Below are 24,316 nucleotides of genomic sequence, written 5' to 3'. Positions count from 1 at the left end.
GTTGATGTTTCGCAAGGTGTTGGTGGCCAACCGGGGCGAGATCGCGATTCGTGCTTTTCGTGCTGCCTATGAATTGGGTGCGGGCACGGTGGCGGTGTTCCCGTTTGAGGATCGCAATTCGATTCATCGTTTGAAGGCTGATGAGGCCTATCAAATCGGTGAGCCGGGGCATCCGGTGCGGGCGTATTTGTCGGTCGAGGAGGTCATCGCAGCGGCGCGGCGTGCGGGTGCTGACGCGATCTATCCGGGGTACGGGTTCTTGTCGGAGAATCCGGATCTGGCGGCGGCCTGTGCTGATGCGGGCATCACGTTTGTGGGTCCGTCTGCCGACATCTTGGAGTTGACGGGTAACAAGTCTCGGGCGATCGCTGCGGCTCGGGAGGCGGGTCTGCCGGTGTTGGCCTCGAGTGAGGCATCGGTGGATGTTGATGAGTTGATGGCGGCGGCCGAGTCGATGAGGTTCCCGGTGTTCGTGAAGGCGGTTGCTGGTGGCGGCGGCCGTGGGATGCGGCGGGTCGAGACCATCGACGGTCTGCGGGAGGCCATCGAAGCTGCTGCCCGGGAGGCTAATTCGGCGTTCGGTGATGCGTCGGTGTTCTTGGAGCAGGCGGTGATCGCCCCGCGTCATATCGAGGTGCAGATCCTGGCTGATCAGCATGGCAACGTGATGCATCTGTTCGAGCGGGACTGCAGTGTGCAGCGGCGCCATCAGAAGGTGATCGAGCTGGCGCCGGCACCGAACATGCCACCAGGCCTGCGGGAAAAGATCTGCGCTGACGCGGTCGCGTTCGCACAAAAGATCGGTTACACGTGTGCCGGCACGGTCGAGTTCTTGGTCGACCGCGACGGCAACCATGTGTTCATCGAGATGAACCCCCGGATCCAGGTCGAACATACGGTGACCGAGGAGATCACCGACGTCGATTTGGTGCAGTCCCAGTTGCGGATCGCCGCGGGCGAGACGTTGAGTGAGTTGGGGTTGTCCCAGGAAGCGGTGACGATCCGCGGCGCGGCGATGCAGTGCCGGATCACCACCGAGGACCCGACGAACGGTTTCCGCCCGGACACGGGCCGGATCACCGCCTACCGCACCCCGGGTGGGGCGGGGGTACGTCTGGATGGTGGGGCGACGTTGGGTGCGGAGGTCAGCGCGCATTTCGATTCGATGCTGGTCAAACTGACCTGCCGGGGCCGTGATTTCGAGACGGCGGTGGCGCGGTCGCGGCGGGCGTTGGCCGAGTTCCGGATCCGCGGTGTGGCCACCAATGTGCCGTTCCTGCAAGCAGTGTTGGACGATCCCGATTTCCGGGCCGGCAATGTCACCACGTCGTTCATCGAGGAACGCCCGCAGCTACTGACCTCGCGGGTGTCGGCGGACCGGGGCACCCGGATCTTGAACTATCTGGCCGATGTGACGGTGAACAAGCCGCACGGGGAACGTCCGGCGACGGTCTATCCACGCGACAAACTCCCCGATATCGATATCAGTTCCCCGGCCGACGGGTCCCGGCAACGTTTGCTCGAGCTCGGCCCGGAGGGGTTTGCGGCGGATCTGCGGGCGTCGAAAGCGTTGGGGGTTACTGACACCACGTTCCGTGATGCTCATCAGTCGTTGTTGGCGACTCGGGTTCGCACGACCGGGTTGGTCGCGATCGCCCCGTATGTGGCGGCGATGACACCACAGTTGTTGTCGGTGGAGTGCTGGGGTGGGGCCACCTATGACGTGGCGTTGCGGTTCTTGAAGGAAGATCCGTGGGATCGGTTGGCGCAGTTACGTGAAGCGATGCCCAACATCAACCTGCAGATGCTTCTGCGGGGGGCGAACACGGTCGGGTACACCCCGTATCCGCAAAAGGTGACCCGCTCGTTTGTGGCCGAGGCCGCCGCGACGGGTATCGACATCTTCCGAATTTTCGACGCCTTGAACAATGTGGATCAGATGCGGCCGGCGATCGACGCGGTCCGCGAGACCGGCACCACGATCGCCGAAGTCGCCTTGTCGTACACCGGGGATCTGTCGAATCCGGCCGAAAACCTGTACACGCTGGACTATTACCTGCGTTTGGCTGAGCAGTTGGTGGAGGCCGGCGCCCACATTTTGGCGATCAAGGACATGGCCGGACTGCTGCGCCCGGCCGCGGCCGCGACCCTGGTGTCCGCGTTGCGCTCGAACTTTGATCTGCCGGTGCACGTGCACACCCATGACACCCCGGGCGGGCAGCTCGCGACGTATCTGGCGGCGTGGCAGGCCGGCGCGGACGCGGTCGATGGTGCGAGTGCGGCGATGGCCGGCACCACATCGCAGCCGGCGCTCTCGGCGATCGTGGCCGCGGCCGCGCACACCGAGTACGACACCGGCCTGGACCTGGCCGCGGTGTGTGAGCTCGAGCCGTATTGGGAGGCTTTGCGGAAGGTGTACGCGCCGTTCGAGTCCGGGCTCCCGGCCCCGACGGGCCGGGTGTACACCCATGAGATTCCTGGTGGTCAGTTGTCGAACCTGCGTCAGCAGGCCATCGGGTTGGGGTTGGGGGATCGGTTCGAACAGGTCGAACATGCCTACGCCGCTGCGGACCGGATGTTGGGTCGCCTGATCAAGGTCACCCCGTCTTCGAAGGTGGTCGGGGATCTGGCGTTGGCGTTGGTGGGCACCGGGATCAGTGCTGATGACTTCGCGCAGGATCCGGCGTCTTATGACATTCCTGATTCGGTGATCGGTTTCCTGCGCGGTGAGCTCGGTGAACCTGCCGGCGGGTGGCCTGAACCCTTACGTACTCGGGCGTTGGCGGGGCGGGCCCCGGCCAAACCGGTCACGGACCTGTCTGCCGAGGACGAGGCGGCCCTCGACGGCGACAGCGCTACCCGACGACAAACGTTGAACCGGTTGCTGTTCCCGGGCCCGACCAAGGACTACGAAGAGCATCAAACCGCGTACGGCGACACCTCGAGCCTGTCGGCCAACCAGTTCTTCTACGGCCTGCGGTACGGCGACGAGCATCGGGTGGAACTCGAACCCGGCGTCGAACTACTCATCGGCCTCGAAGCGATCAGCGAGGCCGACGAACGAGGCATGCGCACGGTGATGTGCATCCTCAACGGCCAACTCCGGCCGGTCCAGGTCCGTGACCGCTCCCTCAAAGTCGACGTCCTCGTCGCCGAAAAAGCAGTCGCCGGCAACCCCAAACACATCGCCGCCCCGTTCGCCGGGGTGGTCACCACCGTCGTGGAACCCGGACAACACATCGAACCCGGCGCCACCATCGGCTCGATCGAGGCGATGAAGATGGAAGCCGCCATCACCACCCCCACCGGCGGCACCATCAAACGCATCGCCATCAGCACGGTCGCCCAAGTCGAAGGCGGAGACCTGCTGGTGGAACTGGAGTAGTCCTCGATCGCAGGAGACGGGCACCCGCAGCCTCAGGTGGGCGGGAAGTTGCCTGCCCGGCCGAGTTGTGCGGGAACGTCTTTGGACAACCGGGCACCGAGCCAAGTCGCTGTGGAGGCAAGCGATTCGAGGTCGACGCCGGTGTGGACGCCTGAGCGGTCGAGCGCGTAGACGAGGTCCTCGGAGGCGATGTTGCCCGTGGCCGCCGGGGCGAAAGGGCAGCCGCCGAACCCGCCGATGCTCGCGTCCAGAGCTGCCGCACCGGTCTCCAGAGCGGCGAGGGCGTTGGCGTAGCCGGTGTTACGGGTGTTGTGGAAGTGCCAGCGCACCGGAATGTCCGGAGCGGCGCTCTGCGCACCGGCTGCGAGCGCGCGCACCTGAGAGGGGACACCCACCCCGATCGTGTCGGCGAACGCGATCTCGTCGGGGCCTGCGGCCACCACACGTTGTGCCACCTCGATGACCCACGCAGGGTCGACCTCGCCGCTGAATGGACATCCGAACGACGCCGCGATGGTCACTGTGCTGGGGATTCCGGCGGCGCGGGCATCGGCGGCAATGTGCTCCCAGGCCGAGATGCCCCCTGCCACCGTGCAACCCTGGTTCCGCATGCTGAACTCATCGGTCGCGACGACCACGGCGTTGATCTCGTCGACCCCCGCGGCCAACGCCCGGTCCAGGCCGCGACGATTGAGTACCAGTCCGATGTACGACACACCGTTGCCGCGGGGCAGCTGCGCCATCACGTCCTCGGCGCCGGCCATCTGGGGGACGCGTTTCGGATTGGCGAAACTGACGGCCTCGATGCGCCGGACTCCGGCTGCCACGCTGCGGTTGATCAGTTCGACCTTGTCGTCCACCGACAACACGGTCTTCTCGTTCTGCAGTCCGTCGCGCGGACTCACTTCTACCAATTGCACCGTGTTCATTAATCCATTCGAGCCCATGCGCCGATCGTGGCAGACACCGCCCCGTCGATCAGACGGATCGGCGGCCAGGGAGGAGGTGGCCCGGCCTGAGTGGGCTCAGCCCAGCCACGCCATCTGCGGGTTCCACGCCGGACCTGCGTCCGGCGCGTCGTCGCGGGTCACTGTGCCCTGGATCAAGCCATACGGACGGTCGTCGGCATTGAAGACCTCCTTGTTGTTCTCCAGTCCAAACGGGGACAGGTCGTAGATGAAGTGGTGTTTGTTGGGAGCCGATAGGCGCACCTCGGCGATCACGTCGTAGGTCTCCAGGATCGTCTTGCCGATCTCATAGAGGGTCTGTTGCAGGGCAAGGGATTGCACCGTCGCGAAGCGGTTGATGATGATCTGTTTGATGGCCGGGTACACCGCCTCCCAATCGACATCGGTCGTGGTGAAGCGCCATTTGGCCACCAGCGATGTGGCCATCACCCGGTCGGTGGTCGGTTCGAGGATGGTGTATTCGTCCTCGAGGAAGTCGTGGAATTCAGAGCCGGTCGACTTCAGCACGACCAAATCCTTGAGGCCCCCGATCACCCACGTCTGCTGGGCATCGCCCTTGCCATCCACGGTGATGTCTGCGGTCCGGGTCTCCTGGCCCTTACGGACCCAGGTGTGGTCATGCTCGGCTCCGTCGACCACGGCGCGTTCCCAGGCGTACTCCTCGACCTCGATCCGCGCCCCGGACACCGGTTCGAAGTCGTCCACGAAATGGCGGGCGAGTTCGAGCGCGTACTTCTCGATCGACTCGATGCCCTTTTCCTTGGCGTAGGCATAGGCGGTCTGTTTCTGCGTGTCGGTGGGCAGCACCTTCCGCTGGTCACCGTCGGTGTAGGCCGCGGCGAAGTCGCCGCGAAGCGCGCTGCCGACGTTGATGTCCTTGATTTCGTGCCTGGGGGTGTCGCGATAGATCCGCACCACCCGGTTCTCGGCTTTGCCGTACTGGTTCTCACCCAGGATGATGCCCATGAGCTCTGTGTCTTCTCCTTTGTATCGGTCAGCTGCCGCGGTACGTCGAGTAGGCGAACGGACTCAGCAACAGGGGTACGTGGTGGTGCCTGGTGGTATCGGTGACAGAGAACGTGATCGACACCTCCGGATAGAAGCCCTCGAGGTGGTTGTCCGCGAACCACTTGCCGGTGTCGAAAAGCAGACGGTAGACGCCCTCGGTGAGCCCGCCACCGACGAGCGATCCGATCCGTCCATCGGAATCGGTTGTGCTGGAAACGAGTTCGGCGCCATCCGAATCGAAGAGGATGACCGTGAGACCGCTGGCCGGCTTACCGGTGACCGCATCGAGAACGTGGGTGCTGAGATCACTCACGACGCGGCATCCTCTCCTTCGTCGACGTATTTGATCGCCGGCTCCAACATGAGTCGCAGCCGCCGACGGTTGATCTTCGCCAATTCCATTCGCATGACCCGCCTTTCGGTTACCGGATCATTGTTCATGCGTTCGTGCAGAATTGCCAGCAGCTCCGTGGCGGGTCGCCCATCGGCGAAGACCAGATACACGTGGCCGAACTTCTGCTCGTACTCGGCGTTGCACCGCTTGAGCTCCGCCAGAACTGCCTCGTCTGCACCGGCGACCCCAGACTGCTCACGGGCTGACGACGAGTTCGTCGGCCGGTCACCGATCCGGGGGTGCCCGTCGAGCGCTTCGTCGAGGTCGGCCTCGGACAACTCGGCCAGGATCAGATCCGAGCGGTTGTAGAGGGCTTCTTCGTCCTGGAACGGCCGGCCCCCCGCCACCCGGATCGCCCAGATACAGGACGTGCAGCACTGGTAGAGGGCGTGGATCGCCTGGCGCTCGCGCAACTCGTTGAAACTCTCGAGTCCTCGCCAGTCAACTCGTCGCACGTCAGGTCCGTCCTCTCCGCTTTCATGTGGCGCTGCTGCTTCATCGCAGCGCCCCCTCTGGTTGTTGCACACATCAATGGTGGAAGTCTGTGCCTGTTCAGCCCATCACGTCCTGAAAGCGGCTGAATCGGGCCGCTTCTTCTTCGGCCCTGGTGCAGCGGCGGGCCGGGTCGATCCGCCCTCGGAGTCGGTGCTCATTTCGGTGGTACCTCTGGTGAGATGGTCATGTGGGTCTCGTGGGCACCGCCATCCGGCCGCGTGCCATCGCTACCCATGAGGATCTCGCGAAGTCTGCTCGTCCGCTCGGCGAGCAGAACCGATATATCCACGGCCGTCAGGCCCGGAGGAGGTGGACCGGTGGAGCGAACGGCGGGCGAGACTGCCACCGGAGACGCCGGTGACGCGGCAGCACCCTCGGGTGCGGGCGCCGACCCCGGCAGCATGACAGAACATGGAACGGTGGTCGGGGTGCTGTTGGCCGCCGGCGCGGGCACGAGATACGGGATGCCGAAAATACTTGCGCACCAGGGTGACTGGTTGCGTGCCGGGGTCGACGCGCTCGGCGATGGCGGATGCGGACAAGTGCTCGTCACCATCGGTGCCGCTGCCCCGGAGATGCCCAGGGGAGCGCGGGCAGTACAGGTGCTGGACTGGTGCATGGGCTTGAGCGAGTCGGTGCGCACGGCCCTTCTGGAGGCCGCCGACGTCCCCGATCTCGTCGGAGTGGTTTTACATGTTGTTGACATCCCAGACGTGACCGGCGAGCAGGTGCGGCGACTTCTGAACGCGTGCGGTCCCCGGCCCGACCGACTGGGCAGAGCCGGATTCGCGGGGTCTGCCGGACATCCGGTCTACCTCGGGGCCGACCACCTCGAAGGGGTCCTGGAGTCGTTGTCGGGGGACCGTGGCGCGGGACCCTATCTCGCTGCCCGTGCCGACGTCATCGAGGTCGACTGCACCGACCTCGGCACCGGGCTGGATCACGACCGTCCGGACGTCTGAAGCGGGGTGCTGCGCACAAAATTCGCGCCACCTGCCTGCGGCCGCGCCGGTTGCAACCGGCGCGAATGCGAGGAGGTGGCGCGAATTTTCTGGAGGTTCTGCGGGTTCTGTGGAACGGGTCAGTCGAAGGTGTAGCCCAGCGCGCCTTCACCGAAGCGCTGCACCACGATCCGTGCTGCCGCAAGCGGTTCGTCGTAGCCGTCCCGGGCGAAGCCGGTCAATCGGGCTGAGTTACCGGTGCCCTGGGGCTCGATGGCGACCTCGGCGAGCATCTCACCGGTGGTCGGCTCACACACGGCCCAGGTGAAGCGGGTTTCCTCGTCCCAGCCGCGCTCGCAGGCGCGGACGTGATCGGGGTCGGTGACACCGGCCAGCGCCAGCGCCGGCCGATCCGACACCCGATCATCGTCACGCAACGCCCGCAGGTACCACGCGCCGGCGTTGATCTCGACAGCCTCGATGGCGTACGCCTACTTCAGCTCGAACAGGACCGTGCCCTGGGTGACCGCCGCGCCGGCCTCGACGGCCAGGCCTGTCACGACACCGTCCTTGTGGGCGGTGACCGGGTTCTCCATCTTCATGGCCTCGAGAACGACAACCAGATCGCCCGCGGCGACTTCCTGGCCCTCGGTGACCGAGACCTTGACGACGGTGCCCTGCATGGGCGCGGTGACGGCGTCACCGGACACAGCGGCGTTGCCGCCCTTGGCGCGGGTGCGTGCCTTGGGCTTCTTCGTGGAGACCCCATTGGATCCGCCGCCGCCCAGGGCCAGATCGCCCGGCAGCGACACCTCGAGGCGCCGGCCGCCGACCTCGACCACCACTGTCTTGCGGGGCTCGTTGTCGTCGTCCTCGATGGGCTGTCCACCGGTGTAGGGCTCGATCGGGTTGTCCCAATCGGTCTCGATCCACTTGGTGTAGATGTCGAAGCCCTCGCCGTCACCGATGAAGGCCGGGTTGGACACGATGTGGCGGTGGAACGGGATGACCGTCGCCAGACCTTCGACCTGGAACTCGGCCAGCGCGCGTCGTGACCGCTCGAGCGCCTGCTCACGGTTCTCACCGGTGACGATCAGCTTGGCGAGCATGGAGTCGAACCCGCCGCCGATCACGTCGCCTTCGACAACACCGGAGTCGACGCGGACGCCGGGGCCGGTCGGCTCCTTGTAGACCGAGATCGGTCCGGGAGCCGGGAGGAAGCCGCGGCCGGCATCCTCACCGTTGATGCGGAACTCGAACGAGTGACCGCGAGGGGTCGGATCCTCGGTGAACTCCAGCTTTTCGCCTGCGGCGATGCGGAACTGCTGACGGACGAGGTCGATGCCGGCGGTTTCCTCGGTGACGGGGTGTTCGACCTGCAGACGGGTGTTGACCTCGAGGAACGACACCAGACCGTCGGCGCCGACGAGGAACTCGACCGTGCCGGCGCCGTAGTAGCCGGCTTCCTTGCAGATGGCCTTGGCCGAGGAGTGGATCTTTTCGCGCTGCTCGGTGGTGAGGAACGGTGCGGGCGCCTCTTCGACGAGCTTCTGGAAGCGGCGTTGCAGCGAGCAGTCGCGGGTTCCCGCAACGATCACGTTGCCGTGCTGGTCGGCGATGACCTGGGCCTCCACGTGGCGGGCCTTGTCGAGGTAGCGCTCGACGAAGCACTCGCCGCGACCGAATGCCGAAACTGCCTCACGGGTGGCCGAGTCGAAGAGTTCAGGGATTTCTTCGATCGTGTAGGCGACCTTCATGCCGCGGCCGCCGCCGCCGAATGCCGCCTTGATGGCGACGGGAACACCGTGCTCCTCGGCGAAGGCCACGACCTCGCCCGCGTCCTTGACAGGGTCCTTGGTACCCGGGGCCATCGGTGCGTTGGCCTTCAGTGCGATGTGACGCGCGGTGACCTTGTCACCGAGGTCGCGGATCGACTGGGGCGACGGCCCGATCCAGGTGAGCCCGGCGTCGATGACAGCCTGGGCGAAGTCGGCGTTCTCCGAGAGGAAGCCGTAGCCGGGATGGATCGCGTCGGCACCGGACTTGGCCGCGGCGTCGAGGATCTTGTCGAAAACCAGGTATGACTCGGCCGAGGTCTGACCGCCCAGTGCGAAAGCCTCGTCGGCGAGCTTCACGAACAGAGCATCGGCGTCCGGTTCGGCGTACACCGCGACGCTGGTCAATCCGGCGTCCTTGGCAGCCCGGATGACCCGAACCGCGATCTCGCCCCGGTTGGCGATGAGGACTTTCGTGAGTGCTGTGCTGGCGTGACTTGGCACTTGATCTCCTGTTGGGCGCTGGTCGATGCGCGTCGGTGACACTGTCTCGGATTTCGATGTGTTGTTACGTGGGCGTGCCTTCCCGCGGGATGTGGGGGACGGCACTAGATGGAGTCTAAGCACCCCGCCGAACAGGCACGACTGCTGGCCCACAGATCGCTCGTTCGGTCACCGATACCTACTCGCCGGTAACGTTTTTCAAGTCGCCGATTCGTGCTCGGGGTCGCCCGGTTGCGGCCCGTACGTGCTGCGATTGCCGACCCCTTTGAGAAAGTCTCCGAAGGCACCGAGATAACGTCCGACCTGCCGGTGGGTGCGGCCTTGTGCCGGGAACCGCGATGAGATCCGGATGCCCGACGCAGTGCGGTGCACCCAGATGTACACCTCTTCGTTCGAGTAATTGTGGCTGCGAAGCACCCTTGCCCGCCCGGCGTCGGCTTCAGCGTGTCCGGGGGCGAAACGCAGATCGATGAACGAGACGACGAATCTGGGGTCGGGGATGTCTGTGTCGCCTGTGTGTCCCAGGATCTCGCCGACCCGCAGGTAGGGCAGGTTCCCTGCTTTGCGGACGCGCCGCATCTCGTCGGCCGCCCGGGCGATGATCTGTCCGAAATCGGTGGCGCCTGAGGTGTCGAGACGAAAGGGGACCGTGGCGACAAACCAGCCGAGTGCCCCGAACCACTGTTGGTCAGAGCGCGTGTGCCGGGGGATGACACACCGGAACACCGGGCCACCGCCGAGCTCGGCATAGACGATCGCCAGGGCCGCCATCACCCCGGACAGCAACGAGCCGCCCGCCGCTGAGCACACCGCGGTGAACCGGTTGGTCTGCTCGTCGTCGAGTAGATCCGCCGTGATCGAACCCTGCGGGATCAGATCGGTACCCGGCTGTGGTGACGGGGTCGGGGCCTCGACCGCCGTCCCGCCCTCGTCGGCGATCTCGAACCGGGGCAGTTCCCCGCCCGAGTCGCGCAGGAAGTCGGCCCACACCGCAACGGCCTCGTGCTCGGCGCCTGCCGAGTCTGCCTCTCGCCGCTGATGGGCACTGAAGTCCACGTACGACCCCACTGGCGGCAGGTCGGGCTCCACCTTGCGCCGGTGCGCGGTGTATAGCGCTACGAGTTCGTACTGGCCCATGATCAGGGAGTAGCCATCCACCAGTGAGTGGTCGGCCGCGAAGAGCAACGTGAACGAGTCCTCGCGCGCAACGGTGGCAAAGATGTAGGCGGGCCATTGCAGCGGCGCGGTGGCTCGGTCGAAGGAACCTGCCAGCTGATCCAGCAGGGGGCCGGGTTCGCCGTACCAACCCACCCGCCCCATCTTCAGCTTCACCGATCCGGGCGGGGTGGTCAGCCGAGCCAGGCGGTCGGCCCAGATGACCACATGGCTGCGCAGGACCTCGTGCCTGTCGATCCAGGTCGACAATGCGGCGCGGATGGCGGGTACCGACATGGGCTCGTCGAAATCGATCGCGAGCCCCAGCCACGATTCGCGGCCGCCCTCACGTTTGGTGCGTAGCCGGTAGTCGAACGCGGCGCGCAGATGCTGCTCGTGGTTGTGCGACGTGGGCCGCGAATCAGCCGTCCACTGCGCAAATCCACCCTCGGTGAAGGGCGACCACTCGACCAGCCCGCCAGGTTCGACGGGCTGATCCATCATCTGGATGAACTTCATGACAACGCGATCTCATCGTCCCGGCACCGGGCTCGACGGGCCCAGATGTGCCTTGATCCGCGACAACATGGCCGACATCCCGCGCAGTCGCAACGGGCTGATCGCCGATTCCAGTCCCAGCCGTGTGTAGAAGTCGCCTGGTACGGCGAGGATCTCGTCAGCACCGGCACCGTTGAGGCCCTGGTACAGGATGGACGCGAAGCCTCGTGTCGTCGGCGCCTGAGGCGGCGCGCTGAAGTACAGCTGCACCGAATCGCGGTTGCTCGCGTCCACCGAGAGGAACAGCGGCGACTGGCATTCGGGTACTGGTTCCATCGCCGCTTCGGCGAGATCGTCCGGCAGCTCGGGGAGTTCGTCGGAGAACTCGAGCAGCAGCTGGATCTTCTCGGAGTCGGTGAGCGCTGAGAAGTCCTCGGCGATCTCATCGAGGGCGGCCGTCACCTCTTGCCACTTGTCGAGGGGGCGGATCCGGGTTCCGTTCCGGTCACGATGGGGGCGCGTACGGCGTTGCCCCATTCGGTCCAGGACCCGTCGTAGTTGCGTACCTTCTCGAACCCGAGCAGATGGGTGAGCACAAACCAGGTGTGCGACGACCGCTCGCCGATGCGGCAGTAGACGATGGTGGGTTCGTCAGATTTGAAGTCGGCGTACAGCTCGTCGAGTTCGGCCTTCGGCTTGAACCGGCCGTCCGGGGCGGCCGCCTTGGCCCACGGGATGGAGACCGCGGTGGGGATGTGTCCGCCACGCAGCGCACCCTCCTGGGGGTACTCGGGCATGTGCGTGCGTTCACCGGAGTACTCCTGCGGCGAACGGACATCGATCAGTGGTTCGGTGCCGAGTGCTCCGCGCACCTCGCCGGCGAACGCACGGATCAGCGAGTCGTCTCGTTCGACGACCGGGTAGTCGGACTCCGGGTAGACCGGGACGTCGAGGGTGATGTCGCGGTCCTCCGAGAACCAGGCGTCGCGGCCGCCGTCGAGCAGTCGTACGTCTTCGTGACCGAACAGGGTGAAGACCCAGAGTGCGTACGCGGCCCACCAGTTGCTCTTGTCGCCGTAGATCACCACGGTGTCGTCGCGGCGAATGCCCTTGCTGCGCATGAGTTCTGCGAACTGCTCGCCGGAGATGTAGTCGCGGGTCACCGGGTCGTTCAGGTGGAGATGCCAGTCGACCTTCTGCGCGGTGGGGATGTGGCCGATGTCGAACAGCAGCACGTCCTCGTCCGATTCGATGATCTTGAGGCCGTTGGTTCCCAGGTGGGCGCTGAGCCATTCGGTGCTCACCAGACGCTCTGGATGAACGTAGTCGGCGAAGCCGGGATTGTTGTCGATCTCAACGGTCACGTGCGGTGCTCCAAATCGGGCTGGACGATGCGTGCGGGTGTACCCCCTGAGCGTAGTGCCGACGGCAACACCGACGCAGTGGACGGGGTGCAGGACCCTGATGCCGGACGCGTCACCACTCGGTGGCGAGCCTGCGCCCCAGTTCGTCGAGGAAGGTGCCCATGACGGATACAGCCGTTTCGGTGTCCGGGTAACGCGTGCGCAGAGCCAGCCCTCGATCTGTGCGGGAGATCCAGAACTGCACGTCGTCGGCGGTGGTGACATTCGAGATGTGGGTTGCCCCGATCTCCTCGTGTGTGCCCGAGCCGGGCAGTCTCCGGTAGTCGACGTACGAGACCATGAAGATGTCATCGCGACGGCGGTGGATACCGCCGGTCGCCTCGAGCACTTGGGGCACCGGCACCTCACCCAACTTCACCGCCGCGCGTAACGCGGGCCCCGTGCGGGCGACGGTATCTTCAAATTTCTCGGTCGCGACCACCTCGAGTGGTGCATTGGTGGTGAACCATCCGACCGCGTTCTGCCACGGCTCTGAGCGTCGGGTGTGTACGGGGAAGAGCATTGACAACTTCGGTCCGCCACCGAGCCCGCGGACGGTCTGTGCCATCGCCGAGAGCACTCCGGCGAAAGTGCTCGCCCCGGCGCTCCGACACCGGCTGTCGAAGCGGTCGGTGGCCTCGGGTCCGAGCAGATGACGTAGGTCGACCGCCTGCGGCGCCTTCTCACCCGGGAGCAGTCCGAGGTCGAGTGGGAACGACGGGGCGGTGTTCTCGTGCTCGTCGAAGAACGCCAGCCACGCCCTCATGCGGGGGTCGGACCGGCCGATGGGCGCCGCATCGGATTCCGCGGCGCAGTAGTCGACGAAGTTGCCGGCCATCGGCATCTCGTCGGCGATGAAGCCACCCGGTTCGGCCTTGGCTGCGTGGTAGAGCTGGTGCAGATCGCCCACGATGATCGACATCGAGTAGGCGTCCACGTGGGAGTGGTCGAATCCGCAGAACACCGTGGAGCGGTCGGCGCGGTCGATGGCTGCCAAGAGGTAGGCCGGAAAGCCGAACGGGTGGCAGGCATCGTTGAGTGAGTTCCACAGCAGATCGCGGAGATCGGCCGGCGACGTCGTCTCGATCCCGGCGCGCGCCACGAGGGAGAGATGCGACGCGTCGTGCAGTTCGCGTCCTATCCCGCCGTCGGTTCGGACGAACCCGCTGTGCAGGGTGCCGTGCCGTGCGATCAGGAGACGGTACGCCCGCTCAAGCGCTTTGGTGTCGATTCGGCCATCGACATCGAAAGCTGCTGCCAGCCAGATGGTTCCGTCTTCCGCGCCGGCGAGATGAAAGGTCTGATTGAACGAGGGCGGCACCGCGGAGGCGACCACGCGATCCGCGGAGCTGTCCACCGACCACCGCAGGAGGACACCGGGGTCGGGCGAGTAGCGGTCAATCGTGGTGACGTGCAAGCGCAAGCTCCTCGACGGGGGTACTCACAACAGCGTAGTCACCCTCGCGTGCGACGGTGTCGATCACCTCCCACAGGCGCTGCAGATATCGCTTGATCTCGAGCTGCGCCGTTGTTGTGTCGGGGGTCTGGAGTCCGAGGTAGAGCCGTCTGCGGTCGCGGTTGAACCACATCGATGCGTTCGAGGTGCGACCCTCGCCGGTGAATATGACGCCACGATCGTGCGCGGGCCGGCCATCGCCCGGAAACCGCCGAAAGTCGAGATACGACAGGAGATTCGGCGTCCCGGCGACATCACGGGGATCCACTCCTGAACGTAACAGTGCGGTGATGACCACGGGCAGAGGCACAGACGAGAGACGTTTTGCCCTCACGTGGCCGGCGTGGGCCGCCGCGGTGACCTCGGTGAACGAACCAGCGGACGCCACGTCGAACGCAACCGGTGCGAAGTTGCAGAACCATCCCTGTGACAGCGCGAACTCGCTCGACCTGGTGCCCAAGACGGCGATGGCGAAGTAGTCTGTGCGGCCGGTGAGTTCGAGTGCTGTTATCGCTGCGGCTGCGTATATTCCGCCCATCACACCTGCGCCGGACTGTCTGCACACGCGTTCGAACCGATCGGCGCCTGCGGCGCCGAGCAGGTCGAACTCGATCGGCCGCACCGGCGCGGTTTCTCCGGGCTCGAGCCCGAGGTCGAGTGGGAACCGCGGCATCGCGGCGCCGTGGGAGGTGAAGATGTCCACCCACTCCGCGACCTCCGGTGATTCGTCGGTGAACCGTGCGGCGACGTCGTTCTGCAGGCTCGCGTAGTCGAGAAAGCTCCCCGTGGCTGCGCTGACGTGCGGGGGCAGCGCGGTCCCGTTCTTCTCGGCTTCGTACAGTTCGGCGATCTCGTCGAGCACGAGTGCTTGTGAGGCGCCGTCGGACAGGGCGTGGTCGCAGCCGTAGTACATCGTGAAACCGCCCGGTCTGCTGATGGCCCCGAACGCGAAACCTGGCCAACTCGTGGAGATGGCCTCGGCGCCGAGTCTGGCGTGGATGTACCGCCGGAACTCGGTTTGGGTGGTGAAGTCGCCCACGCTGTGCGCTTCGAACTCGACCGCGTCGGGCTCCACCAGCATGCGCGTGATCTGCGTGGCGTCGGTGCGGAACCAGGTCCTCAGTCCCTCGTGCCGAAGGGTGAGAGTGCGCAGGGCCCGACTGAGCGCCGCAAGGTCGATCGGGCCGTCCACTTCGGTGGCTGCTCCCAGATACGCGTTGTGTTCGCCACCCGCGGCGGCGGTCGCCTGGCAACTGCGAAGGTGGTTCTCCTGCAAGAACGTGATTGGGCCCGGCGCGGTCGGTGCGGCCACCGCTCGCGCCGCCGACGCCGGACTCGGGTGCCACTCCAGCAATGCGCCGGGGGCAGGCGTCCACCAATCCATCGCGGTGAGGATCACGTCCTGGCTCCTTGTCTGTGAGGGAGATGTGTTCGACGGGACTGGGCTACGCGGGGAACTTGTCCTCCGAGTACGTCAGGGAGAACGGGGCAGGTGCGGAGGCGTGGAACCGGTGTTCCTGGGTCAGCTCCGCCAACTGGTTACCGAGACCCGAGATGAAGGTCGCCACGTTTGTAGAAGCCACATCGGTGGCCGGGTAGCGAGCCGAGATGTTCAGCCCCTCGGGTGTCCTGGAGATCCAGAGGTAGACCTCGTCCCCGGAATAGGCCGCGCTGCGCAGCGTGTGCGCACGCCACCGCACCCAATCGTGCGCCCCCGGAACGAATCGCACGTCGAGGTAGGACACGACGAAGCGCGGAACGGCCCGGTTCTCGAGCAACTCGGCCACCCGCGGGTACGGGTAGCGAGACAAATCCTTGCGTTCGGTGATTGCCGCCGCGGCGGCGGACATGCAGTCGGCGAACGATTGTGCACAGGTGATGTCGATCTCGACCGGGATGATGCCCACGTACCAGCCCACCGACTCGGCGTACTGCGACTCGTGACGCGTGTGCACCGGCATGGTGAAACGCAGGGTGTTGAGGCCGGTGAGTTCGCGGGTGGTGGTCGCAAGTGCAGCGAGGACGGCTGATTGCAGTGTGAACCCGAGTCGTCTGCAGTGCGCGTTCACCACCGCGGCAGTCTCGTTCGACAGAAGCCATGACGACGTGCCCGCCTGTGGCCGGTCCGCGATGTCACAGTCGGTGACGTGCGGTGCGCCTGCGGCCTCGACGGGCAGAGGAAAGGCCGGGAACGCGCCGGTGCCGTCGCCCAGGAAACGGTCCCATGCTCGTACCGCCACATGATCGGTGGTGAGACATCCTCCGGCGAGCCGGTCGGTGACACTGAAGTCGATGTGGCTGCCGATCTGCGGCAACTGGTGCTCTGCCCCGCGTAGCTCGAACGCGTACAAGCGCTGTATTTCATTGATGGACAACAACATCGAGTAGGCATCCATCACCGAGTGGTCGGCCGCGAACACCAGGACGAATCGGTCTCCCTGCAGGGCGCCCTCGACCTCGGTGATGGAAGCCACGAGACAGTGCGGCCAACGCAGCGCCGAGATCCGCGAATCGAACAGGCCTGTGAGGTGGTCGTGGATTGCGGATGAGTCGATGGGCCCGGCCACCCGTGGTCGCATGTCGAGAACGCATCCGGCGTTGGTGAGCCTGGTCATCGAGATGGCACCCGTCGTGTCGACGACGGTGGCCACAGTGGTTCGGAGGGCTTCGTGCCGGAGCATCCAGCTACGCAGGGTACGGGCGAGCGCCCGTTCGTCGTAGCGTTCGTGAATCTCGAAAACGCCACCCAGCCAAGATGATTCGTCAACCGCACGCGTCTCACACGCCAGCCCCCGGGCAACGTGGTGCTCGTGGACGTAGGTCAGCGGCCGGTTGTCGACCGCCCAACACTCGCCGTCACCCTCGGTGCTCGGAGTCCATTCGGTCACCCGCCCGGACGGTAGGTGGTAATCAGCCAGCTCAGTGAATTCCATGTTGCAGTATCCGATTCGGGATGATCACGCACGACAGGGGAACCCGCGGGAAGAAGGAGAGGTGGGCGGCGCCGCACTGCGCCGGATGCGCGGGAGTATTCGCTGCGCTCCTCAACACTAGGACTGGATATGGGTCTTTGCCTCGGCAAAAGGACGTGGTGTTCGTCACGCAGGACCGAAGTTCGTGCCAATCGTTTTGCTACCACGTGTCGCTGGTGTGTCGTGCTTGTGAAATGCACTGTTGGACAGTGTTTTATCGACGACGCAGAATTCGACGATGGCGCAAGCGCGCGTCATCGCAGCGGTTGCCACCGGATGTTCGACAAGGCTATGTTCGTCACAGGCGGGTGCGCATAGCAGCCCTACTCGTCCTTCAGGTTCAGCTCGGGTGCGCTGCGGCTCGATGCTGTGCCGGAACAGATTTCGTGAACGGTGTTCTGCCGATCTGTTGGTCCGCATCGGTGAAACCGGATATCGGCGAAACAGGTTGTCCGTGAACGCGATCATCGTGATGCACCAACAGTGACGCACCAACAACTGTCAGATGAGGGAGATCGCTATGGCAGTCGGTTCTGGTCTGGCCATCGAGGCAACCGGTCTGAAGAAGAGTTTCGGCGATTTCCATGCGGTCGACGGCATCGATCTAACGGTGCCGGCCGGGACGGTCTACGCAGTGCTGGGTCCGAACGGTGCTGGGAAGACCACCACCGTTCGCATGCTTGCGACCTTGCTGCGGCCAGATGAGGGGCGGGCGCAGGTGTTCGGATTCGACGTCGTCCGACAAGCCAACGCGGTGCGGTCGCTGATCGGGGTCACCGGGCAGTATGCGTCGGTGGACGAGGATCTGACCGCCGCGGAGAACCTGAACATCTTCTGTCGACTCCTGGGTTTGTCGAAGACCCAGTCCACGAACAAGACCGACGAGATGCTCGCTGAGTTCGGTCTCCAGGATGCTGCCGACCGTACCCTCAAACACTTCTCCGGCGGCATGCGACGGCGACTCGATCTTGCCGCAAGCCTCATCTCGAGGCCGCCGCTCATCTTTCTCGACGAACCGACCACCGGATTGGATCCCCGCACGCGGGCTCAGATGTGGTCGACGATCAGGGAACTCGTCTCCGGGGGGTCCACCGTCTTGCTCACCACCCAGTATCTCGAGGAGGCCGACCAGCTCGCCGACCGTATCGCGGTCATCGACAACGGTCGCCTCGTCGCCGATGGCACGGCCGACGACCTCAAAGCGGCGGTCGGTACCTCCACCTTGATGCTCCATCTGATCGACGCGACAACCGTTTCGGACGCTGCCCGGATCGTCGGGGCCATCACCCACGCGGAGGTGAGCATCGCGGGTACGTCCGTGGCAGTACCGGTCGCCGACATGGAGCCTGTACCCGAGGTGCTCTTCGCGCTGCGCGCGGCAGGGGTCGGCGTGCGTGAGATGACCGTACAGCGGCCGAGTCTCGATGAGGTCTTCTTCGCGATCACCGGGAATCAACAGGCAAAAGGCCCGCACGTCGGCCGACAAGCGACACCGGACCAGGGGAAGGACGCGGCCTGATGGGGCCGGAGACATCCACGCGCGGCACGATCTGCGTCGAGGGATATGACCCCAAGGTCGCGGCACTGCTGGCCGACCGGGTGATCGCCGACCACGTGTCGTTCTCCGAGTCGGTATCCCAGGCACTGACGATGGCCCGTCGTGGTCTGCTCAAACTCAAACACAACCCACAGCAGTTGTTCGACGTCGTTGTGTTGCCGATCGTCCTGACGGTGCTCTTCTCCAGCATCTTCGGTGGTGCCATCGCCGGAGACGTTCCCGCCTACCTGCCGATCTTGATCCCGGGAGTGCTGGTGCAGGTCGCGGTGGCGGCATCGGTTACCACCGGTGTGCAATTACGGGAGGACCTCGACAAGGGCGTGTTCGACCGCTTCAAATCCCTACCCATCGCTCGTATCTCACCGCTGGCCGGATCACTGCTCGCGGATGTCGTGCGATATGTCATCGCCACCGGGGTGACCGTGCTCGTGGGGCTGGCGATGGGATACCGGCCCGGCAGCATTGCGGGACTGCTTGCCGGATGTGTGCTGGTCATCGTCGTCGCCTTTGCACTCAGTTGGATCTTTGCGCTGATGGGGGTGTTGATGAACAAGGCGTCCACGGTTCAGGGGGTCTCGATGCTGGTGCTGATGCCGCTGACGTTTGTGTCCAACGCTCTTGTGCCGGTGGATACCCTGCCCGGGTGGATGCAGGCGTTCGCGTCGGTCAATCCGGTTTCTCACCTGGTCACCGCAGTCCGTGAACTCGCGGTCGACGGGCACTTCGGCCCGGAGATCGCATGGGCGCTCGCCGGGGCATTCATCGTGTTGATGGTCTTCGCCCCGCTGACCCTGCGCGTCTACATGGTGAAAACCTGAGCGTCCGTAGGCATTCAGGACAGCAATGGGCCGCGGTCGCCGATCACGGCGCGATCCGATCGGTGACCGGTCGTAGCAGATGCTTTGCGGCGAAGGTGTCCGACTCTTTGTCATAGGTTCGGATGACCAGCAGTCGGCCGGCGTGGAGGAGGGTCACGCAGGGCAGATAGACCAACACGGCCGCGGCGGCGAACCCATAACGATTGTGTAGCAACAGGGTCCGTGGCAGGTAGCTCATGTATCGGACAAAAGCCGGGATGCTCGACTCCATCCGTCGTGGTGAGACCCCGACGGTGATGTCGGGTAGGAAGGCGTTCCTGCCGCCGACCGCTTGCACACACAGCCCGGTGTCCACATCTTCGAAGACGTCTCGGCGCATGCTCACCAGATCGCGTACCCGGTACCAGGTCTCGCGCCGCACCACCATGTTCGAGCCGTACAGAACGGGTACGTCTTTCACCGAATGCCGGCGTCGACGACGACCGCGGAGTGGATCGAACCGGTTCTTGAGGCGTTCGACAGCGTCACCGTACGGCAGTCCGTACGCCTCACCCCGACCGCAGAGTGCGGCCCAACGCTGTTCGGTGTCGTGTTGCAGGAACTCCACGACGGTCCGTGCCCAGTGAGGAGGTGTGATCGTGTCCGAATCGATCCGTGCGATCGCTTCTCCGGTTGCTCTGTCCAGTCCGGTGTTTCGTGCGTACACCAGACCCTGCTGCGGTTCGGAGATCAGGAAGATCTCTGGGATCTGCTGCGCGTACGACAACACGATGTCGACGGTCTTGTCGGTGGAGTTGTTGTCCACCACGATGATCTCGCGGATGAAGTCGAGCTGGCCGATCAGGCTGTCGAGGCATGGCCCGATCGCTTCCTCTTCGTTGAACGCCGGCACAACAACGGACAGGATCTTCGAGTTCATCTGGTTCCTCTGTTCGATAGGTGCGGGCTGACTGTTTCCTCGATGATCGTGACCGCTGAAGCTGCGGCGCACTCAGGCTTGATCATCGAGGTGGCCATGGCTTGGGCAGCTGTGCGTCGGGCCGGTTCGATGAGGGCACTGACCAAAGACGTCAGCTTGTCGGAGCCGATGCGCGAGATCGGCGTGGACACCCCGACACCCAACCGGGTGAGTTGTTGCCCCCACATGGGCTGATCGGCCCCGAACCAGCAGATGCCGGTGGGCAATCCGGCACGCAGAGAAGCCGCAGTCGACCCCGCTCCACCGTGATGAACCGCTGCAGTACATCGAGGAAGCGCGGTCTTGTGATCGACGGTGGACGTCACGAAGAAGCGGTCGTCGGCAGGGTCGATGGAGAAATGGTTGCCCCCGGCGACGAGCAGGACACGTAACCCCAGTCGTTCGGCGGTCGCGACGACTGCGTGTTCGATGATGCTGGGGTCACCGATCTTCATGCTGCCGAAGCCGACATACAGCGGCGCCGGGCCGGCATCGAGCCAGTCGACGAGCGAGCGATGTGTCCAGTCGCTCTGCAGTTTTGGCCGAGAAGGCAGGTACTCGAGGAAGCCCACAAGAGGTCGACTCCGCCCCCATTCGTCGCCGAGGCCGGGGAACAGGAGCGGATCGTAGGCCTGCAGTTCAGGCATGCCCTGCCCGGCGATGCGCGATGCGGTTGGAGTCTTCGCGCGGCCGAGCCCCAGCTCACTGCGCAGCTCGTTCTCGGTGGAAGCGCTCGTGTGCCAGAGTATGCGCTCGATGAGCGTCCAGCTGTGCGCCGTGATCGAGGGCGGTAGCCAAGGGACCGGGGAGACCACCGAGTTCTTGCGCATGGGGCAGTAGTGCAGTGGCACATACGGAATGCCGAGGGATTCGGCCACATTGAGGATGCGCTCCTGGCCCGCGCTGCCGCCGATGATCACATCGGCACCCTGTCCCACAGCATGCAGATCATGCTGTAACCGACTTCCGCCGCGCAGCGTAATCTCGGACACGGCTCGAAGGCGTTTCGCGGGATTCGATGATTTGAGGTCTCTGGTCACGAGATCTGATCCGAGGAGTTCGTCGGTGTCGATACCGCATGGCTGGGTGGCGAGGCCGGAATCGGCCGCCCATGACACCAGATTGGGTGGAACGGCCAGGGTCACCTCGTGGTTTCGGTGTGCCAGCGCAGAACCCAGTGCCATCGCCGGTTGCACGTCACCCCGGCTGCCGTTGCAGGACAGAACAATTTTCATGGTCCTCCTCGTCCGCACAGTATCGGGGGGCGGCGTGGGTTCGGCAAATCGTAAGCGCCACGCAGACTTACCGTGCGCGCAGATGATGTGACGCCGGTCTTCTGGCGCTGCGCAAGCGTTGCCGCTGCCCTACGATCGGTATGCATGGAACTGATGCGGAGTGGGACGTGAGGCTGCTGTTCGCGCTCAGTGGCACGCGTGGTGACATCCAGCCCGCGGCCGTGATCGGTGCCGAGTTGCAGCGTCGCGGTCATGTCGTCACATTTGCTGCACCACCCAATCTGGTCGAGTTCGCAGCCGGGTTCGGGGTGGATGTTGTCCCGTTCGGTTACGACACCCGTGCGCACATGAAATCCGAGCTGGTGCGCACCCGGGTGCGGTCGGGTGGACCGGTCGCACGACTCAAGGCGTTCAACGAGTTACGTGACGTCGGTTGGGTGGAGATGATCAACGCGATGGCCGAGTTGAGTGAAGGGGCCGACGCGATCGTCACCGGGTTCACCACCGAACAGGTCGCTCTGCTGTTCGCCGAACACCATGGCATAGCACTCATTTCGTTGCACCACGCGCCGGTGCGGTCGAACTCGTACTTCTCACCGTTTCCTGGAGCGCCGCTCTCCTTGGCGCCGCTGGTCAACCGGGTCAGCTGGAAGATGGTCGACGCCGCGCTCTGGGGCCTGACGCGCAAGCGGGAGAACCGGGAGCGTGCCCGTATGGGTATGGCAAGCGCGGGCAGCGACCTACCGAGTCGGATGACGAATTACGGGGCACGAGAGATACAGGCGTACGACCCGCTGTTCTGTGCAGACCTCGCCGAGGAGTGGGGCTCCGCCCGGCCAATGGTGGGTTTTGTCGGTCTGGAGGACAGCGGCTGCGGACGGTCGGAAGACGATGAGGGACTGCGGGATTGGATGGCGGAGGGCACATCACCGATCTATTTCGGGTTCGGGAGTATGCCGGTGGAGGATCCCGATGCATTGGTCACGGCAATCGGACGGGCGTGCCGGGGCCTGGGTGAGCGCGCCGTGGTCAGTGCCGGGTGGAACGACTTCGACGTGAGTTCCGACGACACCGTGCGCATCGTCGGACAAGTCGACCACCGGACTGTGTTGCCCGCGTGTAAGGCAGTGGTCCACCACGGAGGAGCTGGAACCACATCGGCCGCGCTGCGCGCGGCGAAACCTGCAGTGGTCTGCTCGGTGGGTTCGGATCAGCCGTTCTGGGGCGCTCAACTCGAGCGTCTCGGGGTCGGTGCCGCGATGACGCTGTCGCAGTTGGATGCGCACTCGCTGGAGGATCGGCTCCGTACGGTCCTCGATCCGGAGTACACCAGGCGCGCGAACGAAATGGCTGCACAACTCATCTCGCCGGAGAAGGCAGCGACGGCTGCAGCTGATTTGATCGAGGCATCGGTCGCCGACTGGTCGCCGGCCGTGGTGACGAGTCGATGACCAGTACGCGCCGGCTCGAGGCCGGGGACTTCACGTACTGGTTTCTCCATCGGGAACTCGGTTGGTCCGTGGTGCTGCAGCTCGTCTGGACATTCGACCGGCCGCCGGGCCGGGAGGCTCTGGCCGCGATCAACAAGAATCTGGCATCGAGCCCGCTGAACCGACTCGTGGCCGTCTCCGGGTTGCCCGGTGTCCGCCCGCGATGGGTGCGGGCGGACACGCACCCTGATGTGATCATCGATGTCACGCCGATCGACTCGGACCTGGTGGGGGCCTGGGCGGATTCCGAACTCGAGTCGGTGCCACTCGACCCGCTGGCGGGGCCACCGTGGCAGCTACGTGGGGTGTTCACCGAACAGGGCGGATTTGCGTTGTCGCTGACCGCTCTTCACCTTGTCACCGACGGACAGAACATGGTCGGTGCGGCTGTCGACGCGTTCACTGACCGCAGGCCAGAACCGTTGTGCTCAGGGGTATCTGCCGTCGGTCCACGTCGGCAACTGATCGACGACGGCGTGGATCTGCTGTCCGACATCGGTTCGGCCATCGGGGGAGTGATGCGCGCAGCCGCGGCCGGCGGTGCATCGATGTTCGGCAAGCGCCCGGCGATCGACCGAGAGCCGCGCCCGCCTATGCACGAACGTGCGCCCCGTGCGCACGCCTCCTGGTCGACGGTGAGTGTCGACTCGGACGTGTGGAACAAAGTCGCTGCCGAGCACGGCGGTACGGCCAACTCGCTGTTCATCGCCGTGATCTCCGGAGTGTTGCGTTCGAGCGGGTATGCCCCACTCGGTGTCCCGGTCAAGGTGGGCATTCCCGTCAGTCAGCGGACAGACGGTGACGACCGGGCGAACGCGACTGCGGGTGTGTCGGTGACACTCGCCGACGAACCTGTTCCCGGCGGGACGCTGGGTCACATCCGGCAACAGTGCAAGGCCGCGTTCACCGGCCTGGGGGCCGGTCGTCGACCCGCCATGATCCATCTCCAGCCGCTGATGTGGTTGTTGCCCTCGTCGCTGATCATCAAGGTGGTGAGCAGTGGCGATGGGATGCCCGACGCGGTGGCCTCCAACCTCGGAGCGTTCACTTCAGAGCTCACCGACGTCGGCGGGGTGGCGGCATCAGGGGTTGCCTTCCGGGGGATCGCGCAGGGAGTGGATGCGGCACTGCCCTACCGCTTCGGCGACGGCGTGCAGTCATGGCTACTCAAATACGGCGGAACCACAAACTTTTCCGTTGCGGCGTTCGACGAGATGCACATCGCCGACAGCGCAGAACTGGGCCGCCTTCTCGCAGAGGAACTCTGGGCGTGGGGTGTGCCGTTTCGGCTGTGGTGACAGGC

21 protein-coding genes are annotated in these 24,316 nt (G+C 64.9%); 6 read left to right on the top strand and 15 right to left on the bottom strand.

Going from position 1 to position 24,316, the window contains the following annotated elements:
* The first annotated feature begins 4 nt into the window (after window positions 1-4).
* Window positions 5-3,385 carry a pyruvate carboxylase gene (locus KXR83_RS03990; protein WP_437423691.1) on the top strand — a complete coding sequence of 1,127 codons (3,381 nt, stop codon included), beginning with the start codon at window positions 5-7 and terminating at the stop codon, window positions 3,383-3,385.
* A gap of 32 nt (window positions 3,386-3,417) precedes the next feature.
* On the opposite strand, the gene KXR83_RS03985 is transcribed toward KXR83_RS03990, so the two are convergent.
* From KXR83_RS03985 to uraD, 4 genes are all read right to left on the bottom strand, one after another.
* Window positions 3,418-4,314, bottom strand: coding sequence for a hydroxymethylglutaryl-CoA lyase (locus tag KXR83_RS03985; protein WP_437423690.1), 897 nt, complete (start codon window positions 4,312-4,314; stop codon window positions 3,418-3,420).
* A gap of 96 nt (window positions 4,315-4,410) precedes the next feature.
* Window positions 4,411-5,319 (bottom strand): factor-independent urate hydroxylase, encoded by a 909-nt coding sequence (gene pucL, locus KXR83_RS03980; protein ID WP_437423689.1) that lies wholly within the window; start codon window positions 5,317-5,319, stop codon window positions 4,411-4,413.
* A 28-nt stretch (window positions 5,320-5,347) separates the two neighbouring features.
* Window positions 5,348-5,674: a hydroxyisourate hydrolase gene (gene uraH / locus KXR83_RS03975; protein WP_437423688.1), complete on the bottom strand. Its 327-nt coding sequence runs from the start codon at window positions 5,672-5,674 to the stop codon at window positions 5,348-5,350.
* Entirely contained in the window at window positions 5,671-6,210 is a 540-nt protein-coding gene (uraD, locus tag KXR83_RS03970; RefSeq protein ID WP_437423687.1) for a 2-oxo-4-hydroxy-4-carboxy-5-ureidoimidazoline decarboxylase, read from the bottom strand. The genes uraH and uraD overlap by 4 nt, the downstream gene beginning before the upstream one ends.
* 441 nt (window positions 6,211-6,651) lie before the next feature.
* Between uraD and KXR83_RS03965 the strand changes: the two genes are divergently transcribed.
* Complete coding sequence (locus tag KXR83_RS03965) at window positions 6,652-7,212, top strand: nucleotidyltransferase family protein (protein ID WP_437424433.1); 561 nt, start codon at window positions 6,652-6,654, stop codon at window positions 7,210-7,212.
* Window positions 7,213-7,331: 119 nt separating this feature from the next.
* Here the strand turns inward: KXR83_RS03965 and KXR83_RS03960 are convergent, their stop codons facing one another.
* The 9 genes from KXR83_RS03960 to KXR83_RS03920 form a co-directional block, all read right to left on the bottom strand.
* Window positions 7,332-7,673, bottom strand: coding sequence for a hypothetical protein (locus tag KXR83_RS03960; protein WP_437424432.1), 342 nt, complete (start codon window positions 7,671-7,673; stop codon window positions 7,332-7,334).
* A gap of 9 nt (window positions 7,674-7,682) precedes the next feature.
* A complete protein-coding gene (locus KXR83_RS03955; protein WP_437423686.1) occupies window positions 7,683-9,470 on the bottom strand; it encodes an acetyl/propionyl/methylcrotonyl-CoA carboxylase subunit alpha in 1,788 nt (595 codons plus the stop codon).
* Window positions 9,471-9,668: 198 nt separating this feature from the next.
* Window positions 9,669-11,144 carry a condensation domain-containing protein gene (locus KXR83_RS03950; protein WP_437423685.1) on the bottom strand — a complete coding sequence of 492 codons (1,476 nt, stop codon included), beginning with the start codon at window positions 11,142-11,144 and terminating at the stop codon, window positions 9,669-9,671.
* Window positions 11,145-11,156: 12 nt separating this feature from the next.
* Window positions 11,157-11,585 (bottom strand): SufE family protein, encoded by a 429-nt coding sequence (locus tag KXR83_RS03945; protein ID WP_023961605.1) that lies wholly within the window; start codon window positions 11,583-11,585, stop codon window positions 11,157-11,159.
* A complete protein-coding gene (locus KXR83_RS03940) occupies window positions 11,582-12,487 on the bottom strand; it encodes a sulfurtransferase (RefSeq protein ID WP_437423684.1) in 906 nt (301 codons plus the stop codon). Before KXR83_RS03940 ends, KXR83_RS03945 begins: the two co-directional genes overlap by 4 nt.
* Window positions 12,488-12,599: 112 nt before the next feature.
* Window positions 12,600-13,943, bottom strand: a complete 1,344-nt coding sequence (locus KXR83_RS03935) for a condensation domain-containing protein (protein ID WP_437423683.1) — start codon at window positions 13,941-13,943, stop codon at window positions 12,600-12,602.
* Complete coding sequence (locus KXR83_RS03930; protein WP_437423682.1) at window positions 13,924-15,381, bottom strand: condensation domain-containing protein; 1,458 nt, start codon at window positions 15,379-15,381, stop codon at window positions 13,924-13,926. Before KXR83_RS03930 ends, KXR83_RS03935 begins: the two co-directional genes overlap by 20 nt.
* A gap of 46 nt (window positions 15,382-15,427) precedes the next feature.
* Entirely contained in the window at window positions 15,428-16,870 is a 1,443-nt protein-coding gene (locus KXR83_RS03925; protein WP_437423681.1) for a condensation domain-containing protein, read from the bottom strand.
* A 210-nt stretch (window positions 16,871-17,080) separates the two neighbouring features.
* Window positions 17,081-17,422 carry a hypothetical protein gene (locus KXR83_RS03920; RefSeq protein ID WP_437423680.1) on the bottom strand — a complete coding sequence of 114 codons (342 nt, stop codon included), beginning with the start codon at window positions 17,420-17,422 and terminating at the stop codon, window positions 17,081-17,083.
* Window positions 17,423-17,474: 52 nt separating this feature from the next.
* Between KXR83_RS03920 and KXR83_RS03915 the strand changes: the two genes are divergently transcribed.
* On the top strand, window positions 17,475-18,473 hold the full coding sequence (locus tag KXR83_RS03915) for an ATP-binding cassette domain-containing protein (RefSeq protein ID WP_437423679.1): 999 nt from the start codon (window positions 17,475-17,477) through the stop codon (window positions 18,471-18,473).
* On the top strand, window positions 18,473-19,330 hold the full coding sequence (locus KXR83_RS03910) for an ABC transporter permease (protein ID WP_437423678.1): 858 nt from the start codon (window positions 18,473-18,475) through the stop codon (window positions 19,328-19,330). Before KXR83_RS03915 ends, KXR83_RS03910 begins: the two co-directional genes overlap by 1 nt.
* 43 nt (window positions 19,331-19,373) lie before the next feature.
* On the opposite strand, the gene KXR83_RS03905 is transcribed toward KXR83_RS03910, so the two are convergent.
* The gene (locus tag KXR83_RS03905) at window positions 19,374-20,249 is read right to left on the bottom strand and encodes a glycosyltransferase family 2 protein (protein ID WP_437423677.1); all 876 of its coding nucleotides are present in this window, start codon (window positions 20,247-20,249) and stop codon (window positions 19,374-19,376) included.
* Window positions 20,246-21,523, bottom strand: coding sequence for a glycosyltransferase (locus KXR83_RS03900; protein WP_437423676.1), 1,278 nt, complete (start codon window positions 21,521-21,523; stop codon window positions 20,246-20,248). Before KXR83_RS03900 ends, KXR83_RS03905 begins: the two co-directional genes overlap by 4 nt.
* Before the next feature lie 140 nt (window positions 21,524-21,663).
* Here KXR83_RS03900 and KXR83_RS03895 point away from each other — a divergent pair, with 140 nt between their 5' ends.
* Together KXR83_RS03895 and KXR83_RS03890 are read left to right on the top strand one after the other, a co-directional pair.
* Window positions 21,664-22,974, top strand: a complete 1,311-nt coding sequence (locus KXR83_RS03895) for a glycosyltransferase (RefSeq protein WP_437423675.1) — start codon at window positions 21,664-21,666, stop codon at window positions 22,972-22,974.
* Window positions 22,971-24,311: a hypothetical protein gene (locus KXR83_RS03890; RefSeq protein WP_437423674.1), complete on the top strand. Its 1,341-nt coding sequence runs from the start codon at window positions 22,971-22,973 to the stop codon at window positions 24,309-24,311. Before KXR83_RS03895 ends, KXR83_RS03890 begins: the two co-directional genes overlap by 4 nt.
* Window positions 24,312-24,316: the final 5 nt, after the last annotated feature.

This window comes from Williamsia muralis, from assembly GCF_051487485.1.
GTDB classification, from domain to species: domain Bacteria; phylum Actinomycetota; class Actinomycetes; order Mycobacteriales; family Mycobacteriaceae; genus Williamsia; species Williamsia muralis_B.
The sequence above is the reverse complement of the archived record's forward strand: the minus strand, read 5'-3'. Positions and strand labels throughout refer to the sequence as shown.

Excerpts from the sequence above, each read along its gene's own strand:
- KXR83_RS03990 (WP_437423691.1), top strand. The coding sequence starts at position 5 with ATGTTTCGCAAGGTGTTGGTGGCCAACCGGGGCGAGATCGCGATTCGT.
- KXR83_RS03985 (WP_437423690.1), bottom strand. The coding sequence starts at position 4,314 with ATGAACACGGTGCAATTGGTAGAAGTGAGTCCGCGCGACGGACTGCAG.
- pucL (WP_437423689.1), bottom strand. The coding sequence starts at position 5,319 with ATGGGCATCATCCTGGGTGAGAACCAGTACGGCAAAGCCGAGAACCGG.
- KXR83_RS03965 (WP_437424433.1), top strand. The coding sequence starts at position 6,652 with ATGACAGAACATGGAACGGTGGTCGGGGTGCTGTTGGCCGCCGGCGCG.
- KXR83_RS03950 (WP_437423685.1), bottom strand. The coding sequence starts at position 11,144 with ATGAAGTTCATCCAGATGATGGATCAGCCCGTCGAACCTGGCGGGCTG.
- KXR83_RS03920 (WP_437423680.1), bottom strand. The coding sequence starts at position 17,422 with ATGATCGCGTTCACGGACAACCTGTTTCGCCGATATCCGGTTTCACCG.
- KXR83_RS03915 (WP_437423679.1), top strand. The coding sequence starts at position 17,475 with ATGGCAGTCGGTTCTGGTCTGGCCATCGAGGCAACCGGTCTGAAGAAG.
- KXR83_RS03910 (WP_437423678.1), top strand. The coding sequence starts at position 18,473 with ATGGGGCCGGAGACATCCACGCGCGGCACGATCTGCGTCGAGGGATAT.
- KXR83_RS03905 (WP_437423677.1), bottom strand. The coding sequence starts at position 20,249 with ATGAACTCGAAGATCCTGTCCGTTGTTGTGCCGGCGTTCAACGAAGAG.
- KXR83_RS03900 (WP_437423676.1), bottom strand. The coding sequence starts at position 21,523 with ATGAAAATTGTTCTGTCCTGCAACGGCAGCCGGGGTGACGTGCAACCG.
- KXR83_RS03895 (WP_437423675.1), top strand. The coding sequence starts at position 21,664 with ATGCATGGAACTGATGCGGAGTGGGACGTGAGGCTGCTGTTCGCGCTC.
- KXR83_RS03890 (WP_437423674.1), top strand. The coding sequence starts at position 22,971 with ATGACCAGTACGCGCCGGCTCGAGGCCGGGGACTTCACGTACTGGTTT.